Origin of the sequence: Pseudomonas sp. BN415 (assembly GCF_029871195.1) — a bacterium.
In the GTDB taxonomy this organism is placed as follows: Bacteria; Pseudomonadota; Gammaproteobacteria; order Pseudomonadales; family Pseudomonadaceae; genus Metapseudomonas; species Metapseudomonas resinovorans.
This window is the reverse complement of the sequence record NZ_SSOK01000028.1, coordinates 18,125-35,483: the sequence shown is the minus strand read 5'-3', so window position 1 is coordinate 35,483 and position 17,359 is coordinate 18,125. Positions and strand designations below refer to the sequence as shown.

15 protein-coding genes are annotated in these 17,359 nt (G+C 61.7%); 3 read left to right on the top strand and 12 right to left on the bottom strand.

Features of this window, described 5'->3' with window-relative positions:
• Positions 1-47: 47 nt before the first annotated feature.
• From E8F20_RS07690 to fadB, 6 genes are all read right to left on the bottom strand, one after another.
• On the bottom strand, positions 48-281 hold the full coding sequence (locus E8F20_RS07690) for a hypothetical protein (RefSeq protein WP_028629479.1): 234 nt from the start codon (positions 279-281) through the stop codon (positions 48-50).
• 71 nt (positions 282-352) lie between these two features.
• Entirely contained in the window at positions 353-871 is a 519-nt protein-coding gene (locus tag E8F20_RS07685; RefSeq protein ID WP_280283232.1) for a DUF6586 family protein, read from the bottom strand.
• Between the two features lie 66 nt (positions 872-937).
• On the bottom strand, positions 938-3,544 hold the full coding sequence (topA, locus tag E8F20_RS07680; RefSeq protein WP_280283231.1) for a type I DNA topoisomerase: 2,607 nt from the start codon (positions 3,542-3,544) through the stop codon (positions 938-940).
• A gap of 117 nt (positions 3,545-3,661) precedes the next feature.
• On the bottom strand, positions 3,662-3,898 hold the full coding sequence (locus E8F20_RS07675; protein ID WP_280283230.1) for a DUF1653 domain-containing protein: 237 nt from the start codon (positions 3,896-3,898) through the stop codon (positions 3,662-3,664).
• A gap of 162 nt (positions 3,899-4,060) precedes the next feature.
• A complete protein-coding gene (gene fadA, locus E8F20_RS07670) occupies positions 4,061-5,236 on the bottom strand; it encodes an acetyl-CoA C-acyltransferase FadA (RefSeq protein WP_016492043.1) in 1,176 nt (391 codons plus the stop codon).
• Between the two features lie 19 nt (positions 5,237-5,255).
• Positions 5,256-7,403 carry a fatty acid oxidation complex subunit alpha FadB gene (fadB, locus tag E8F20_RS07665; protein ID WP_280283229.1) on the bottom strand — a complete coding sequence of 716 codons (2,148 nt, stop codon included), beginning with the start codon at positions 7,401-7,403 and terminating at the stop codon, positions 5,256-5,258.
• A gap of 471 nt (positions 7,404-7,874) precedes the next feature.
• On the opposite strand from fadB, the gene E8F20_RS07660 reads away from it, so the two are divergent.
• Entirely contained in the window at positions 7,875-8,681 is an 807-nt protein-coding gene (locus tag E8F20_RS07660; protein WP_280283228.1) for a hypothetical protein, read from the top strand.
• A gap of 44 nt (positions 8,682-8,725) precedes the next feature.
• On the opposite strand, the gene E8F20_RS07655 is transcribed toward E8F20_RS07660, so the two are convergent.
• Positions 8,726-9,160, bottom strand: a complete 435-nt coding sequence (locus E8F20_RS07655) for a hypothetical protein (protein ID WP_280283227.1) — start codon at positions 9,158-9,160, stop codon at positions 8,726-8,728.
• An 86-nt stretch (positions 9,161-9,246) separates the two neighbouring features.
• Here E8F20_RS07655 and E8F20_RS07650 point away from each other — a divergent pair, with 86 nt between their 5' ends.
• Positions 9,247-9,687 carry a universal stress protein gene (locus tag E8F20_RS07650; RefSeq protein ID WP_028629487.1) on the top strand — a complete coding sequence of 147 codons (441 nt, stop codon included), beginning with the start codon at positions 9,247-9,249 and terminating at the stop codon, positions 9,685-9,687.
• A 27-nt stretch (positions 9,688-9,714) separates the two neighbouring features.
• Here E8F20_RS07650 and E8F20_RS07645 read toward each other — a convergent pair whose 3' ends face one another.
• Both E8F20_RS07645 and E8F20_RS07640 read right to left on the bottom strand, forming a co-directional pair.
• Positions 9,715-10,401: a hypothetical protein gene (locus E8F20_RS07645; RefSeq protein WP_028629488.1), complete on the bottom strand. Its 687-nt coding sequence runs from the start codon at positions 10,399-10,401 to the stop codon at positions 9,715-9,717.
• 20 nt (positions 10,402-10,421) lie between these two features.
• The gene (locus tag E8F20_RS07640; RefSeq protein ID WP_280283226.1) at positions 10,422-12,323 is read right to left on the bottom strand and encodes an ATP-binding cassette domain-containing protein; all 1,902 of its coding nucleotides are present in this window, start codon (positions 12,321-12,323) and stop codon (positions 10,422-10,424) included.
• A 184-nt stretch (positions 12,324-12,507) separates the two neighbouring features.
• On the opposite strand from E8F20_RS07640, the gene E8F20_RS07635 reads away from it, so the two are divergent.
• Positions 12,508-14,442: a transglycosylase SLT domain-containing protein gene (locus E8F20_RS07635; RefSeq protein ID WP_280283225.1), complete on the top strand. Its 1,935-nt coding sequence runs from the start codon at positions 12,508-12,510 to the stop codon at positions 14,440-14,442.
• A 51-nt stretch (positions 14,443-14,493) separates the two neighbouring features.
• Here the strand turns inward: E8F20_RS07635 and E8F20_RS07630 are convergent, their stop codons facing one another.
• The 3 genes from E8F20_RS07630 to yegS all read right to left on the bottom strand — a co-directional run bounded on the left by E8F20_RS07630 (position 14,494) and on the right by yegS (position 17,326).
• Entirely contained in the window at positions 14,494-15,297 is an 804-nt protein-coding gene (locus tag E8F20_RS07630; RefSeq protein WP_280283224.1) for an MOSC domain-containing protein, read from the bottom strand.
• A 69-nt stretch (positions 15,298-15,366) separates the two neighbouring features.
• The gene (locus tag E8F20_RS07625; protein ID WP_280283223.1) at positions 15,367-16,293 is read right to left on the bottom strand and encodes a chemotaxis protein CheV; all 927 of its coding nucleotides are present in this window, start codon (positions 16,291-16,293) and stop codon (positions 15,367-15,369) included.
• 133 nt (positions 16,294-16,426) lie between these two features.
• Positions 16,427-17,326: a lipid kinase YegS gene (gene yegS, locus E8F20_RS07620; protein ID WP_280283222.1), complete on the bottom strand. Its 900-nt coding sequence runs from the start codon at positions 17,324-17,326 to the stop codon at positions 16,427-16,429.
• Between the last annotated feature and the right edge of the window lie 33 nt (positions 17,327-17,359).

Here is a 17,359-nt window from a genome sequence, read left to right as displayed (position 1 = left end):
TTGACATCAGACGGTAACCGAATCAAAGGTAGATTCGGCTCCAGAAATCAATGCAGAACGCGCGGACCGTCTTGATGGTCCATGTCGCCTTCGGCCAGTCGGCCAGCCATCTGCACGCCGACATTCAGCATGGCCTTGGCGACTTCCAGGTGATGCCCCTGAAGGAAAGCCTTGGCATCGGCAGAGAAGTCCAGCGTCACCAACGCCTCCTCGTCCTCAGCCCGGCGCAGAATAATGCGCCCATCAGGCAGCTCGACTATTTCCAGAAAGGACGTAGGCATAAGTTCAAATCTCCACGAAAGGCGACCATTGTAACAGCGAGCCGCCAGTACGCCCTAGCCCGTCGATCAAATCAGCACTCGCTCAGCGTTTCGCGGAAACGCAAGGCAAGGGATTTCAGATTCTGTCGCCAGGACTCCAGCATCTCCCGCGACAAAGGCGCCACCTCCTTCTCCAGACTGACTGCGGTAATCAGCGGCAGTGTGGGATCGACTTTTGCCGGCTTTGGAGCCTGCGGCGGCTGGAACAGCCCACGATACGCCGCCAAAAGCTCGGCCAACCAGGTTTCGCTTTGCTGAGCCAGCTCCACCAGCTCAGCCAGCTCCGGGCTGGGCGCGAGGGCCAGCACCTCTGGGGTTAACACAAGCTCGACGCGCGGCGAATTGGCCTCGGGAAGGCGGTAGTAGCCCGCAATCTCATGACAAAGGCCCAGCAGCGCACCATAAAGGTGGAAGAGCGAAGCCTCACGCTCGGACTGCACCAGCGCCTGGGCATTCATCGCCCTACCCTCTTCCGCCTTGCGCCAGGACTCAAGCGACAGACCAGCGAAAAAAAGTTTCTGGTTGGTGCGGGTATAAAGCTCATGGGCCATGACGGCACCCTCCACAGGGGACTCGGGCAGTATATGCGCGCCCGGAGCCGGGCGCGCTGCGGTCGGTCAGCGCTTGTCTTCGACCTTCCACTTTCCGCCATCGTAGAAGGCGCGCCATCCAGTGGGCTTACCTTCGACCTCGGTCTGTACGTACTGCTCCTTGGTCTTGCGACTGAATCGGATCACCGACGGACGCCCCTCAGGGTCTTTCGTCGGCGCATCCAGCAGGTAGTGGTACTTGGCGTCCAGCTCATCCTTGTGGGGGATCAACTCCTTCACCAACGGGGCGCGGGTTTCTCGGTTCTTCGGGAACTGGCTGGCTGCGAGGAAAAGCCCCGAAGCGCCATCACGCAGCACATAGATATCGTCGACCTTCTCGCACTTCAGCTCAGGCATACGGATCGGGTCGATCTTCGGCGGCGCCGCCTCGCCACTCTTCAGCAGCTTGCGGGTGTTCTTGCAACTGGCATTGGTGCAGCCAAAGAACTTGCCGAAACGACCTGTCTTGAGCTGCATCTCACTGCCGCATTTGTCGCACTCAAGGCTCGGACCTTCGTAGCCCTTGATGCGATACTGACCCTGCTCGATCTCGTAGCCCGAGCAATCAGGGTTGTTACCGCAGATATGCAGTTTGCGGGTCTCGTCCAGCAGATAGGCGTCCATCGCAGTGGAGCAGATCGGGCAACGGTGCTTGCCACGCAGCACGCGAGATTCGGATTCCCCCTCATCATCCGCGGCAATCTCATCACCCGGCACCAGGTTGATGGTGGCCTTGCAACGCTCTTTCGGCGGCAGGCTGTAGCCGGAGCAGCCAAGAAACACACCAGTGGACGCAGTACGGATCATCATCGGGCGACCGCAATCGCGGCAGGCGATGTCGGTCAAAGTCGGCTGGTTGGCGCGCATGCCGTTGTCGGCGCCTTCGGCCAGCTCCAGCTTTTTCTTGAAGTCGCCGTAGAACTCATCCAGCAGGTGCTTCCAGTCGCGCTCGCCCTGAGCCACGTCGTCGAGATGCTCTTCCATACCGGCGGTGAAGCCGTAGTCCATCAGGTTGGCGAAGCTTTCGCTCAAACGCTCAGTGACGATGTCACCCATCTTCTCCGCGTAGAAACGGCGGTTATGCACCGCCACGTAACCACGCTCCTGGATGGTGGAGATGATCGCCGCGTAGGTGGACGGACGGCCGATGCCACGCTTTTCGAGTTCCTTGACCAGACTGGCCTCGGAATAGCGCGCTGGCGGCTTGGTGAAGTGCTGACTGGGCTCGAGAGTGAGCAGTTTGAGCAGCTCGCCCTCGGCCATTTCCGGCAGCACATCGTCCTCGCCCGGTTTGCTCTGCTGCGGCAGAACGCGGGTGTAACCATCGAACTTGAGAATACGGCCCTTCGCGCGCAGCTCGAACTTGCTCGCACTGACACTGACGCTGGTGGACAGGTACTCGGCCGGCGGCATCTGGCAGGCTACGAACTGGCGCCAGATCAGGTCGTACAGGCGCTCGGCGTCACGCTCCATGCCGGACAGCTGGTTCGGGCGCAAGTTGACATCAGACGGGCGAATCGCCTCGTGAGCCTCCTGGGCGCCTTCCTTGCTGGAATAGACGTTCGCCTTGGCCGGCAGGTACTTCTGACCGAACTCACCCTCGATGAAGCCACGCACCATGGAAATGGCGTCAGCCGAGAGATTGGTCGAGTCAGTACGCATATAGGTGATGTAGCCGGCCTCATAGAGACGCTGGGCCATCATCATGGTTTTCTTCACCCCGAAGCCCAGGCGATTGCTCGCGGCCTGCTGCAGGGTAGAAGTGATGAAGGGCGCGGACGGGCGACTGGATGTCGGCTTGTCCTCGCGCCTGGCCACGGTGTAGCTGGACGCCTTGAGCTTCTCCAGGGCCGCCATGGCCTGAGCTTCATTGAGCGGCTTGAAGGCCTCGCCATTCTCACGGGTCACTTCGAAGCGCACCTTGGCGCCTTTGGCGGTGCCGAGGTCGGCATGCACTTCCCAGTACTCTTCTGGAACGAAGGCGCGAATCTCGCGCTCGCGCTCCACTACCAGCTTCACTGCAACGGACTGCACGCGGCCAGCGGACAGACCGCGGGCGATCTTCTGCCAAAGCAGCGGCGAGACCATGTAACCCACGACACGATCGAGGAAGCGGCGAGCCTGCTGCGCGTTGACACGATTGATATCGAGATCGCCGGGCTGGGAGAAGGCCTCCTGAATGGCCTTCTTGGTGATTTCGTTGAACACCACGCGCTTGTAGCGGCTGTCATCGCCACCGATGGATTCCCGCAGGTGCCAGGCAATGGCCTCCCCTTCGCGGTCCAAGTCGGTTGCGAGATAAATGGTGTCGGCATCCTTGGCCAGGCGGCGCAATTCCTCGATTACCTTTTCCTTGCCGGGCAGGATCTCGTACTTGGCCTTCCAGCCGTGGTCCGGATCGACGCCCATACGGGCAACCAGCTGGCGCTTGGCCTTTTCCTTGGCTGACAGGGCGGGAGCTTCAGCAGCGGCCTTGCCACGTTTGGCCGGCTCCTTGGCGGCACTCGCCGAACCGCTGGTGGGGAGGTCACGGATATGGCCGATGCTCGACTTCACCACGTACTGGTTGCCCAGGTACTTGTTGATGGTCTTGGCCTTGGCCGGGGATTCCACGATGACCAGCGATTTGCCCATGGATCGGAATGTTCCTGAATGAAATATGAAAAAGTCGGCAGCCGACTGTCGCGGCACCGCTATATATAGTGGCCAGCGCAGCGCGGTCAAGCGCGCCCCTGGCTGTGTCCACGCCCCTCAGGACTGCGGAAAGGGATCTGGCTCAGCACTCACCAGAGCGAAGCGCGCGATCTGCTCGCCGTCCACCTGAACCGTCTCAGTGAACATACTGAGCGGACGCACCCAAAGGCCGTACTCGCCATAAAGGGCCTGGTAAACCACCAGCACCTCCTCGGTTTCGGAGTGCCGGGCAATACCTATGACCCTGTATTGCTGACCTTTGTAGTGACGATAGAGACCCGGTTGCAGGCTCATGGTTGCCTCACAGTGATGAATGCAGGCTATCCCGCAAAGGTTGCGCATGGTGCCGCTTCATTCGGCCCGAGGCCAGCCCTTGAGAGAAATTTCCTGCGATGTTTCTCCACATAAAAGCAAAAACCGGGGCACAAGGCCCCGGTTTCCTCATCTCCGCTACGCTCAGACGCGCTCGAAGATGGTGGTGATGCCCTGGCCGAGGCCCACGCACATGGTGGACACGCCCAGATTACCGCCGTTCTGCTTCATCACGTTAAGCAGGGTGCCGGAAATACGGGCACCGGAGCAGCCGAACGGATGACCCAGGGCGATGGCGCCGCCATGCAGGTTAACCTTCTGCTCCATCTTGTCGAGGAGCTTGAGGTCTTTCAGCACCGGCAGTGCCTGAGCGGCAAAGGCTTCGTTGAGCTCAACGAAGTCGATGTCATCCATGGTCAGGCCAGCACGCTTGAGCGCCTTCTGAGTGGACGGCACCGGACCGTAACCCATGATCGCCGGGTCAACACCGGCAACCGCCATGGCACGAACCACGGCCATCGGCTGGATGCCCAGGTCCTGAGCGCGCTGAGCTGACATGACGATCATGCAGGAAGCCCCGTCGGTGATCTGCGAGGAAGTACCCGCAGTCACGGTGCCGCCTTTCGGGTTGAACGCCGGCTTGAGGCTGGCCAGGCTTTCCAGTGTCGTCTCCGGACGAATGGTTTCGTCGAAGTCGAACACCTTCAGGAAGCCGTTCTCGTCGTAGCCTTGCATCGGGATGATTTCATCCTTGAACTTGCCTTCGACGGTGGCTTTGTGGGCCAGTTGGTGCGAACGCACACCGAACTGGTCCTGGGCTTCACGGCTGATGCCGTGCATCTTGCCGAGCATTTCGGCGGTCAGCCCCATCATGCCCGAGGCCTTGGCGGCATACAGGGACATATGCGGGTTCGGATCGACGCCGTGCATCATGCCCACGTGGCCCATGTGCTCCACGCCACCGACTACGAACACGTCGCCGTTGCCGGTCTGGATAGCCTGCACGGCGGTGTGCAGAGCGCTCATGGACGAACCGCACAGACGGCTTACGGTCTGGCCGGCGCTGGTGTGGGGGATCTGGGTCATCAGCGACGCCATGCGTGCGATGTTCCAACCCTGCTCCAAGGTCTGGTTCACGCAGCCCCAGATCACATCCTCGACTTCCGCCGGGTCGACCTTGGTGTTGCGCTCCAGCAGCTTGCTGATCAGGTGGGCCGACATGTCCTCGGCACGGGTGTTGCGGTGCATGCCACCCTTGGAGCGACCCATCGGGGTGCGACCGAAGTCGACAATGACTGCATCTCTAGGATTCAGGCTCATATTCTTCACTCTCGCTCAATTAGCCGAAAAACTTCTGGCCGTTCTTGGCCATTTCGCGAAGCTTGGCGGTCGGGTGGTACAGCGCGCCCAGGTCGGCGTACTTGTCGGCCATGGCTACGAATTCGGCCACACCGACGCTGTCGATGTAGCGCAGCGCACCACCACGGAAGGGCGGGAAGCCGATACCGTAGATCAGGCCCATGTCGGCCTCGGCAGCGGTCGATACGATGCCATCTTCCAGGCAACGTACGGTTTCCAGGCACAGCGGGATCATCATGAAGTTGATGATGTCTTCGTCAGTCAGCTCGCGCTGCTCCTTGACGATCGACTTCAGCACTTCATAGGCAACCGGATCGGTAACCTTTTTCGGCTTGCCGCGCTTGTCGGTTTCGTAGGCGTAGAAGCCCTTGCCGTTCTTCTGGCCCAGACGATTGGCTTCGTACATCACGTCGACGGCCGTCTTGCCTTCCACCGCCATGCGATCCGGGAAGCCTTCTGCCATCACATCGCGGCCGTGGTGGCCGGTGTCGATGCCGACCACGTCGGACAAGTAGGCCGGGCCCATGGGCCAGCCGAACTTCTCCATGATCTTGTCGATGCGTACGAAGTCGACGCCGAACTCCAGCAGCTTGGCGAAGCCACCGAAATACGGGAACAGGACGCGGTTGACCAGGAAGCCGGGGCAGTCGTTGACCACGATCGGGTTCTTGCCCATCTTCTTGGCGAAGGCAACGGTGGTGGCAACGGCCACTTCGCTGGACTTCTCGCCACGGATCACTTCCACCAGCGGCATCATGTGCACCGGGTTGAAGAAGTGCATGCCGACGAAGTTCTCCGGACGCTTCAGGGCTTTGGCCAGGTAGCTGATGGAGATGGTGGAGGTGTTCGAGGCGATGATTGCGTCTTCACGCACATGGCCTTCCACTTCGGCCAGCACGGCGTGCTTGACCTTCGGGTTCTCGACCACAGCCTCGACCACGATGTCGACATTGCCGAAGTCGCCATAGGACATGGTCGGACGAATCGCGTTCAGCGCTTCCGCCATCTTCTCAGGCTTCATGCGGCCCTTCTCGACGCGCTTGCCGAGCAGCTTGGACGCTTCCTGCAGGCCCATCTGGATACCCTCTTCGCGGATATCCTTCATCAGGATCGGCGTGCCCTTCGAGGCGGACTGGTAGGCGATGCCGCCACCCATGATGCCAGCGCCGAGAACAGCAGCCAGCTTCACGTCCTTGGCAGCTTCGTCGTACTGCTTGCCCTTTTTCTTCAGCTCCTGATCGTTCAGGAACAGGCCGATCAGGCTGGTGGCGACGGAAGTCTTGGCCAGCTTCACGAAACCGGCGGCTTCCACTTCCAGAGCTTTGTCACGACCGAAGTTAGCGGCCTTCTGGATGGTCTTGATAGCTTCGACCGGAGCCGGGTAGTTCGGGCCGGCCTGACCAGCGACGAAGCCCTTGGCGGTTTCGAAGGCCATCATCTGTTCGATGGCGTTGAGCTTGAGCTTTTCCAGCTTCGGCTGACGCTTGGCCTTGAAGTCCAGCTCGCCGGCAATGGCGCGCTTGACCAGGTCCAGGGCACCGGCCTGCAGCAGCTCGGGAGCGACCACGGCGTCGACTGCGCCGACTTTCAGGGCGTCTTCGGCGCGGTTTTCCTTACCGGAGGCGATCCACTCGATGGCGTTGTCAGTGCCGATGATGCGCGGCAGGCGAACGGTACCGCCGAAGCCTGGGTAGATGCCCAGCTTGACTTCCGGCAGGCCGATCTTGGCGACGGTGCTCATCACGCGATAGTCGGCTGCCAGGCACATTTCCAGGCCGCCACCCAGGGCGATGCCGTTGATAGCGACAACGGTGGGAACTTCGAGGTCTTCGAACGCGCTGAAGATCTTGTTGGCTTCGAGGTTGCCGGCCACCAGTTCTTCGTCAGGCAGTTGGAAGTTGTCGACGAATTCAGTGATATCGGCGCCGACGATGAATACGTCTTTGCCGCTGCTGACGATCACGCCCTTGACCGAAGCATCAGCCTTGATGGCTGCGACTGCATCACGCAGTTCGTTCAGGGTGAGACGGTTGAACTTGTTGACGGACTCACCCTTGAGGTCGAACTTCAGTTCGACGATACCGCCCTCAAGAGCCTTAACCGTGATGGCTTTACCTTCGTAAATCATCAACTGATCTCCACGGTTTGGGAAACTGGACTGTACGCGTCAGAACCAGCCGGCGGACTCGCTTCCGGCGCTGCCGGAGCATAGTCCTGATCGGTCCGGCACACCCACCGACGCGATAATCGGGCTGCATCGGAAGCGTCTGACAAGACAAACGCTCGATTCATACGCCCGTTTGATTTGGGTGAGCGGAGATTCAGGGAAAAGTCCGCTCTTGTCAATCTCGCAACGTGACCGACCAGCCACAATGGAAAGGCTCTGCCCCCAGCCTCGCCACCAGGTGGACACGGAAGCAGACGAAGATTCACGCGAATGATCACGACCTATCACGATCACCGCTGATAGACGGAAAAGTCCCCGGAACGCCGCTGGCAAATTGCCTGCGCCACGGGTACATTCGTGCCACTCGCACCCGCCAGGTTTCGAGCACCATAACAACAACAATCAAGGCCAATGGCCCACGGAGAAGCACCAATGACGAGCCGCTTGCTTGCCATTCTGCTGGGTACCCTGCTTACCCTTCCCGCCTTCGCTTCCGCCCAAGCCACCCCCGCGGACAGCCTCCTCAAGCTCCATCAGATGCGCCTGGCCGCCCAGCGCAGCCTCGGCGACTTCTATATGTACAACGGCATGGAAGGCGACCAGCGCTACGCGCGCCTGATCGACGAGTCGGTGCAGAAAGCGAATGCCCGCCTGAACGAACTGGGGGAAATGCCCGGAGAAGCCTCGAAGGCCCTGCGCGCGCAGCTGGCGCAGGAATGGCAGAACTACAACAGCGAGCTGACCGGTCTGGTCACCTCCCTCAAGCAGCAGGGCTATACCGACCTGCAGCCGGTGGCCGACCTGACCGAGCGCAACAAGCGCCTCATGGAGCTCTCCAACGAGCTCTACACGAGAATCCAGCAGGAAAGCGCCACCCAGGTCCCACCCCTGACCCAGCGTAGCCGCGACCAGAGCCTGCTGATGCAGTCCATAGCGGTGGACTACGCCTCACGCAGCGCCTCCATCGGTGGCAGTTTCATTGGTGGCAACGGCGGCAAGGCCATCGACGAACTGGCCGGCGAGTTCGCCAGCCAGCTCGCCAGCCTGGAGCAGGCACCGCAGAACACTCCGGAAATCCGCCAGGCGCTGGATGGCATCAGTACCAAGTGGCGCTACATCGAAAAATCGCTGAAGCACTACAACGAGAACAGCGTTCCGTTCCTTATCAACAAGTACTCGGACCGCATCATCGACGGCCTCGAAAACGTCTCCGCCCGCTATTCGGCCGCCCAGAGCTGAAGCACTGGCAATCGGCGCAACGGCGACACCATTGCGCCCGCTCCTCAGGCCAACGCCTTCAGCGTGTCGGCGATGCGCTGTAGGTCTTCCACCGTGCCACGCTCGCCCCAGTAGAGGGCAACCATCTGCGAACTTGCTTCAACCTTGTAGACGTCCTTCGGCAGAGCGCCCAGATGTGCCAGCAATGTCGCGTCCTCGCAGGGCTCACGCCACTGGTTCAGCCATGTGCCGGGTTCGCTCTGCCAATAGCACCAGGCCTCGCGTCCACGCAAACGCGGCCGATGGTACTGGGCGCAGGAATGCGGCGGCTCCTGGACCAGCCAGTGGGGCCAGTCCTGGCGCGACAGCTGCATGGCCAGCCCCATGCGCCGCGCCTGCAGGCGCAGCTCCATGCGCCCCCGCTGCCCCTTCGACGGAACCAGCCAGACCAAGGGACTGAGCACCGCCAGGAGGAGCAATAGGACGATCCAGAAGGTCATATAGGTTATCCCCGCGCAAAAGCCTGTGTTAAACGTTTCGGCCAGCCATACTTGTGATCATGCGCAACCTTAAGGAGGAGTCACCCATGCCCTACCAGCACATTCTGGTCGCTGTCGACCTGACCGATGAATGCCATCCCGTGGTGCGTCGTGCCCAGGCGCTGGCCCAGGCCAGCCATGCCAAGCTGTCGCTGGTGCACATAGTCGAGCCCATGGCCATGGCGTTCGGCGGTGACGTACCCATGGACCTTTCCATGCTCCAGCAGCAGCAGTTCGAGCAGGCCCGCGAACGGCTGCAGACCTTCGCCGGCATCTACTCCGAGCTGACTGCTGACCAGCGCCACCTGGCGTACGGCCAGCCACGGCAGGAAATCCACCGCCTCGCGGAGGAGCAGGGCTGCGACCTGATCGTCGTTGGCAGCCATGGTCGCCACGGTCTCGCCCTGCTGCTCGGCTCCACCGCCAATGATGTCCTCCATGGCGCCCCCTGCGACGTGCTGGCGGTGCGCCTGAAGAACCCTGAATAGATTGAAGTAATCCGACGGGCGAGGGCTTCAGTCGAAGCCTTCGCCCGCGCTCATCACCAGGGGCCGGATTTTCTGCAACTGAGTCTCCAGCGAGTAAGTCATGCTGGAAGCCATGGAAAAGAAGGTCAGGAACGCCTTGAGGTTCGAGTCCCCCTCGCAGGTATCGTGGATACGCTGCCAGAAGGCCTGATTCACCAGTTGCAGCTGCTGGAACAGCCGTACAAGCCCCTTCAATTCCCAGTCCGCATGGCGTCCTTCGCGGAGATTGAAGTACTGCCGCGCGAGATAGAGCGAAACGGCCCGCAGGATGAACTCCTGGTTGCTGGCGAACGGCAAGTGTTGCTGCGCCATGGGCCTGAGCTTGCCCAGCACCGGACAGGCGCTAGTGGCCATGATCACCCCCAATAGGGCACGCAACCCCTCCTCCAGCCCCACCAGCTTGGTGTACTCGCGCTCCGGGGTACGCACCCAGACCTGTACCTTCTTGAAGGCTGGCAGGCCTTGGAAATCCTCGATCACCCGGTGCAAATCCACCGCCGCCGGGCAATGACTAAAGGCATTCCGGCTTAGCGGGCAGTTGCTGCACTGCTGATGTTCCAGTCGCGTCCACTTCGGCGCGACTTCTGCTCGCGCCGGGTCATACGCACGGTCCAGCTCGATGCGGTAGCTGAACTCATGCAGGTCATCCAGGCTTATGCGGTATTCGATGGCCATGGGCTCTCCGGCTCACTTCCTCAACTGTCTTCCAGCTCCGCCCAACGCTCGATCAGACGGTCCAGCTCCTTCTGCACGTCATCCAGGCGCTCCAGCACCATGCGGGTCTGCTCCGCTGGGCGCTGATAAAAGGCCGGATCGGAGACTTCCGCCTGCACCCTCACCTGCTCCGCTTCGAGAGCCTCGATCTGCCCGGGAATGGCCTCCAGCTCACGCTGCAACTTGTAGCTCAGCTTCTTCTTGGGTACCTCAACGGCAACAGGAGCAGGCTCGACAGCCCTGGGCGCCTCGGCCTTCGCCTCCCGCGAGTCACCCACACCCAGCAGACGCGGCGAGCCGCCCTGGCGCAGCCAGTCCTGGTAGCCACCGACGTACTCGCGAACGCGGCCTTGCCCTTCGAACACCAGCGTGCTGGTGACCACGTTATCGAGGAAGGCCCGATCGTGGCTGACCATCAGCACAGTGCCAGGGAAGTTCAGCAGCACCTCTTCAAGCAGTTCCAGAGTTTCCACATCCAGGTCGTTGGTCGGTTCGTCCAGCACCAGCAGGTTCGCCGGCTTGCTGAACAACTTGGCCAGCAACAGTCGTGCCCGCTCGCCACCAGACAACGCCTTTACCGGCGTGCGAGCGCGCTGCGGACTGAACAGGAAGTCACCCAGGTAGCTCAGTACATGGCGGTTCTGGCCGTCGATGCTGATGAAGTCGCGGCCTTCGGAGAGGTTATCGATTACGGTCTTTTCCAGATCCAGCTGGTGACGCAGCTGGTCGAAATACGCCACTTCCAGACGAGTGCCGACCTCAATGCTGCCACCGGTGGGCTGGAGGTCGCCCAGCAGAAGCTTGAGCAGAGTGGTTTTGCCGGTGCCGTTGGCACCCAGCAGGCCAATACGATCAGAGCGCTGCAGCACCAGGTTGAAATCGCGGATCAGCGGCTCACCACCTGCATGGGCGAAGCTGACGTTTTCCGCCACCATCACCTGCTTGCCAGATTTTTCCGCTGCCTCCAGCTGGAACGTAGCCTTGCCCTGACGCTCACGGCGCTCTGAGCGTTCGTTGCGCATCGCCTTGAGCGCACGCACTCGGCCTTCGTTACGGGTACGACGGGCCTTGATGCCCTGGCGAATCCAGACTTCCTCCTGTGCCAGGCGCTTGTCGAACAGGGCGTTGGCCACTTCCTCCGCTGCGAGCTGCTGCTCCTTGTGCACCAGGAAGCTGGCGTAGTCACCGTTCCAGTCGATCAGATGACCACGGTCCAGCTCGAGAATACGAGTGGCCAGGTTCTGCAGGAAGGAACGGTCGTGGGTAATGAACAACACGGCACCGTTGAAACCCAGCAGGGCCTCTTCCAGCCAGGCGATGGCGCCGATATCCAAATGGTTGGTGGGCTCATCGAGCAGCAGCAGGTCCGGCTCGGCCACCAATGCCTGCGCCAATAGCACGCGACGGCGCCAGCCACCGGAGAGCTCCGCGAGGGTCTTGTCCGCCGGTAGTTGCAGGCGACTCAGGGTGCTGTCCACCAACTGCTGCAGTCGCCAGCCGTCGCGAGCCTCCAGGTCCTGCTGAACCCGGGACAGGCGCGCCAGATCATTTTCGTCGTTGATATGCAGGCTCAGGTGGTGGTACTCGGCGAGCAGCTTGCCGACCTCTGCCAGGCCTTCGGCCACCACATCGAATACGGTGCGATCGTCAGCGAGCGGCAGTTCTTGTGGCAGCTCACCGATTTTCAGCGCCGGAGCGCGCCAGATTTCGCCGTCATCAGCGAACTGATCACCCTTGACCAATCGCAGCAGACTGGACTTGCCGGTGCCGTTGCGACCAATGATGCACACCCGCTCACCACGGGCGATCTGCCAGGACACCTTATCCAACAGCGGCATGGCGCCGTAGGCGAGGGATACATCGGTGAACTTGAGCAGTGTCATGAGGGGCCTCCTGGATCAGGGCGCGCATTCTACCCGACTTGCGGTACCGTCTCTCGGGCAATTTTTACCGCCGGTTTCGCCTGCTGGCGCAATGCTTTAACCGCCCCTGCCTAACGGCTAAGCTAGGCGCTATTCGATGCCCCGAAACGGGCATTCATAACGATATATCTGCCCCGGAAGTGTCATGCGCGGTCGCCTGCTCAACCTGTTTTCCTGCTTGCTCCTTTCCACGGTAGGCCTGCACGCCAGCCAGGCCTACTCGGCCCCTCTCGCCCAGCAGCGCCTGATGTACGACGAGGCCAAGCGAGCCCTGGCCAAGGGTGACTCGGGCCCCTATCAGCGATACGCCAACGCCCTGAGTGACTACCCGCTGGAGCCCTACCTGGCCTACGACGAGTTGACCGCCCGTCTGAAATGGGCAAGCAACGAGGAGATCGAGAAGTTCCTCGCCGAGCACGGCGACCTGCCGCAGGCCGGCTGGATGAAATTGCGCTGGCTGCGCTGGCTGGCCGAACGCGGCGAATGGCAGACCTTCGTCAACTACTACGACCCCAAGCTCAACTTCACCGAACTGGACTGCCTGTTCGGCCAGTACCAGCTCAAACACGGCATGAAGAAGGAAGGCTATGCCACCGCCGAAAAGCTCTGGCTGGTGGGCAAGTCCCAGCCAGAGGCCTGCGACGTGCTATTCGGCATGTGGAAAGCCGAAGGGCAGTTGAGCGAGGAACTACGCTGGAAGCGCGCCAAGCTGGCTGCTGAAGCGCGCAACTACGGCCTGGCCAACCACTTGGTAAAGACCATGCCGCGCCTTGGCACCCAGGGCAAACTCATGGTGGAAGTGGCACAGAAGCCGCAGTTGCTGAGCCAGACCGCCCGTTTCACGCCGGCTGACCGACACACGGCGGATGCCGCCGGCCTTGGCCTGCGCCGCCTGGCTCGCCAGGACCCGGAAAAAGCCCTGAGCCTGCTGGAAGTCTATGCGGCGCGCCTGCCCTTCTCTAAGGAAGAGAAGGTGGCCATCGCTCGCGAAATCGGCCTGACCCTGGCCAAGCGTTTCGACTCCCGCGCCCTCAAGATCATGACCCAGTACGACCCGGAACTGCGCGACAACACGGTCAGCGAATGGCGCGCACGCCTGTTGCTGCGCCTGGGCCGCTGGGACGACGCCTACCAGTTGACCCGACAGATGCCCGAAGACCTGGCCAAGACCAACCGCTGGCGCTACTGGCAGGCGCGCAGCCTGCAGCTGGCCCAGCCACAGAGCCAGCAGCCGATCCCGCTCTATCAGCCGGTCGCTCGCGAGCGCGACTTCTACGGTTTCATGGCCGCCGACCACATCAAGGCACCTTACCAACTGAACAACAAACCGCTGGCCCTCGATCCCAAGGTGATGCAGAAAGTGCGCAACACCGCTGGCATCCGCCGTGCGCTGGAGTTCCATGATCGCGGCGAGATCGTCAACGGTCGCCGCGAGTGGTACCACGTCAGCCGCCTGTTCGACCGCGACGAACTGGTGGCCCAGGCCAAGATCGCCTACGACATGCAGTGGTACTTCCCGGCCATTCGCACCATTAGCCAGGCCCAATACTGGGACGACCTGGATATTCGCTTCCCCATGGCCCACCGCTCGGCGCTGACCCAGCAGGCAAAGGTTCGCGGCCTGCACTCCAGCTGGGTATTTGCCATCACTCGCCAGGAAAGCGCCTTCATGGCCGACGCCCGCTCCGGTGTTGGCGCCATGGGCTTGATGCAACTGATGCCGGCGACCGCCAAGGAAACCGCGCGCAAGTTCGGTATTCCGCTGGCTTCGCCAAAGCAGGCATTCAACCCTGACGTCAACATCCAGCTCGGCGCCGCCTACCTGAGCCAGGTGCACGGCCAGTTCAACGGCAACCGCGTACTGGCTTCAGCGGCTTACAACGCCGGACCCGGCCGCGTGCGCCAGTGGCTCAAAGGGGCCGACCACCTGGCCTACGATGTCTGGGTCGAGACGATTCCCTTCGACGAAACCCGCCAATACGTGCAGAACGTGCTGTCGTACTCCGTGATCTACGGGCACAAACTGAACGCCCCGCAGCCCTTGGTGGATTGGCACGAGCGGTACTTCGACGATCAGTGATACATGAGAAAGGGCGCAAATCAGCGCCCTTCTTCATTGACGGGATTCGAACTACTCCAGAACCTCAACTTCCATCCCCACATCCAGCACGCCGGCGCTGCGGTTGATGAGGTTCTGCCCGAAGTACACCTCACCATCGCGCTCGCGGTAGGTCTTGAGGGTAGTGAGCGGCTCACGATCGGCACTCCGCTCTCCGGTGGCCGGGTCTATGGTGGTCAGGATGCAGCGACTGCACCCTTTGGCCACACTGAATTCGATGCCGCCAATGCGAATGCGCTTCCAGCTGTCCTCGGCGTAGGCCGCGCTGCCTTCCACCACCAGGTTCGGACGAAAACGCAGCATTTCCAGCGGTCGCCCTACCCGCTCGCTGAGGTCATCCAGCGATGCCTGACCGATCAGCAACAGCGGAAACCCGTCGGCGAAGCCTACTTTCTCCTCGGGCAGCAGACTGCCGGGAATATCCCGTGCGCGGTGGTCCGGCACATGCACCAGGCGACACGCCTTGCCGAGGAAGTCACTCAGCCATTGCGCCGCCTCGTCGCCTGCATCCGGCACATGCATAGGGGAGCCCCAGACGAAGGTCCCACGCAGGTTCGCATCAGGTTCGGGCAGCGCGACATCCAGGGCTGGCAGCCCTTCGGCACTCAGGGTCAGACCACCTAAAGCGTTCCAGCGCGCCGAAAGCTGGGACATTCTGGAAAAGGCGCGCTGGGTCAGGAATCGGCCATTTTCGGCATCCACCAGCATCCAGCGACGATCGCCTGCCAGGCCCAGGGCATCAAGCCGAGCCTGCTGAAGGGGTTCGCCAATGGCGGATTTCATGGGAAAACGATAGAGGGCGGAGAGACGCAGCATGGCCAGCTTCCTGATCGGCGTTCGAGCGAGCCCCCCCCTTATACTCAGCCACCCCGGCTCAGCTCAAGCTCATTGATCTCGCTTGAGGCGATCCATCACCACATCCACCAGCTTGTCGGGCTGGAACTTGGAGAGAAAGTTGTCGCAGCCGACCTTTTTCACCATGGCGTCGTTGAAGCTGCCTGACAGCGAGGTGTGCATCACCACATAGAGGTCGCGCAGGCGTGGATCGTTGCGTATTTCCGTGGTCAGGCGGTACCCGTCCATCTCCGGCATTTCCGCATCCGTGAAGATCATCAGCAGCTTCTCGGTCATGTCCTCGCCGCTATCGGCCCAGGCTTTGAGCATCTTCAAGGCCTTCAGGCCATCACTGGCCATGTGCAGGCGCATTCCGAGCTGCGACAGGGTTTCCCGCAACTGGGTCAAGGCGACGGTGGAGTCATCCACCAGCAGCACCTCTCGCCCCACCGCCATCTGCAGCAGCGGGTTCTCCAAGCGATCCGCGGAAACACGGGTGCTCATGGGTACGATCTCGGACAGCACCTTCTCGACGTCAATGACTTCGACGATCTGCTCGTCCACCTTGGTGATGGCCGTCAAATAGTGCTGACGACCGGCACCGCCTGGCGGCGGCATGATGGATTCCCAGTTGAGGTTGAGGATGCGGTCCACGCCACCCACCAGGAAAGCCTGCACCGAACGGTTGTACTCGGTGACGATGATGGTGCTGCGCTCATCCGGCACCAGCGGGCGCATACCGATGGCCTGGGACAGATCGATCACCGGCAGCGTCTGGCCACGCAAGTTGACCACGCCGCACACTACCGGATGCCGCTGCGGGATTAGAGTCATCTTCGGCAACTGCAGCACTTCCTGCACTTTGAACACGTTGATGGCGAAGAGCTGTCGACCACTGAGACGGAACATCAGGATTTCAAGCCGGTTTTCACCCACTAGCTGGGTGCGTTGATCGACGGTGTCGAGAATGCCGGCCATGGAACGTCCTCTGCTGCAATGCGGTGGTGGGCAGGAGTGCCTTGGCAGTATTTCGGCAGGAGGCCAGAAAGCTGAAGCCATGGCACAGAGCCATCATGCCGCAGCCAAACCCATGACACCAGCACACCGGCGCTCAAGTCGGCAGCAACAGCGGGGATTGCTCCGGCAGATGCACTCGCAGCACACCGGCACGCGCACCGATGCGCAGACGCACCGTTTCCAGCGGCTCGCCATCGAGATTCAGGTCCAGCCCCTCCATCGCCTCAACGTCCACCCAGGGCAAGCGCGCACTGACTGACACCGACTCCAACCCGAGGATACCGCCAGAGAGCAACGTGGCCAGGGTTCCCACCACATCCTGGGGCGCCGGAATGATGCAGAGGTCCAGCAGGCCATCGTTCACCACCGCCTGCGGGCACAATGGATGACCGCCGCCCGCTTGGCGCCCATTGCCGATGCCGAGCGCAAGGAACTCCCCCTCCCAGGCGAAGTCCGGCCCACGGAAGCGCCCGAAAGCGGAGTGCACCTCTGAAAAGTGCGTCAGCCCCGTGAGAAAGTAAGCGGCCCCACCCAGGACCTTCTTCAGGTCTTCCGAAGTGTTAGCCGTGATCTTCGAGCCGAAACCGCCGGTAGCCATATTGAGGAAGAGGTGGCCATCGGCGTCGCCCAAGTCGATCGCACGCGGTGCCACGTCGAGCAACGCCAATGCTTCCTGCAGGTCCAGGGGCACGCCGGCCGCACGGGCGAAGTCGTTGGCCGTCCCCAGCGGCAACAGCACCAGGCTGGCGTCGGCCTTTGCCAGGGTCATGGCTTCGGCCACCTCGCGCAGGGTGCCATCGCCGCCCCCGGCAATGAGTGTGCGATACCCGCTCGCCAGGGCCTCGTCCACCAGGCGCCGAGCATCGCCGCCTTCCCAGGTGACCCGGACAGCCAGCTCCCACCCCGCTTTACGGCGCGCCTGGACGGCCGCCCGCACCTCATCGTTGGTCGCCTGTTTGCCATGCAGGATCAGCAAGGCCTTGCGCTCATCCATACTCACCTCCGTCGTTCGGGAATGGCCGGAGTA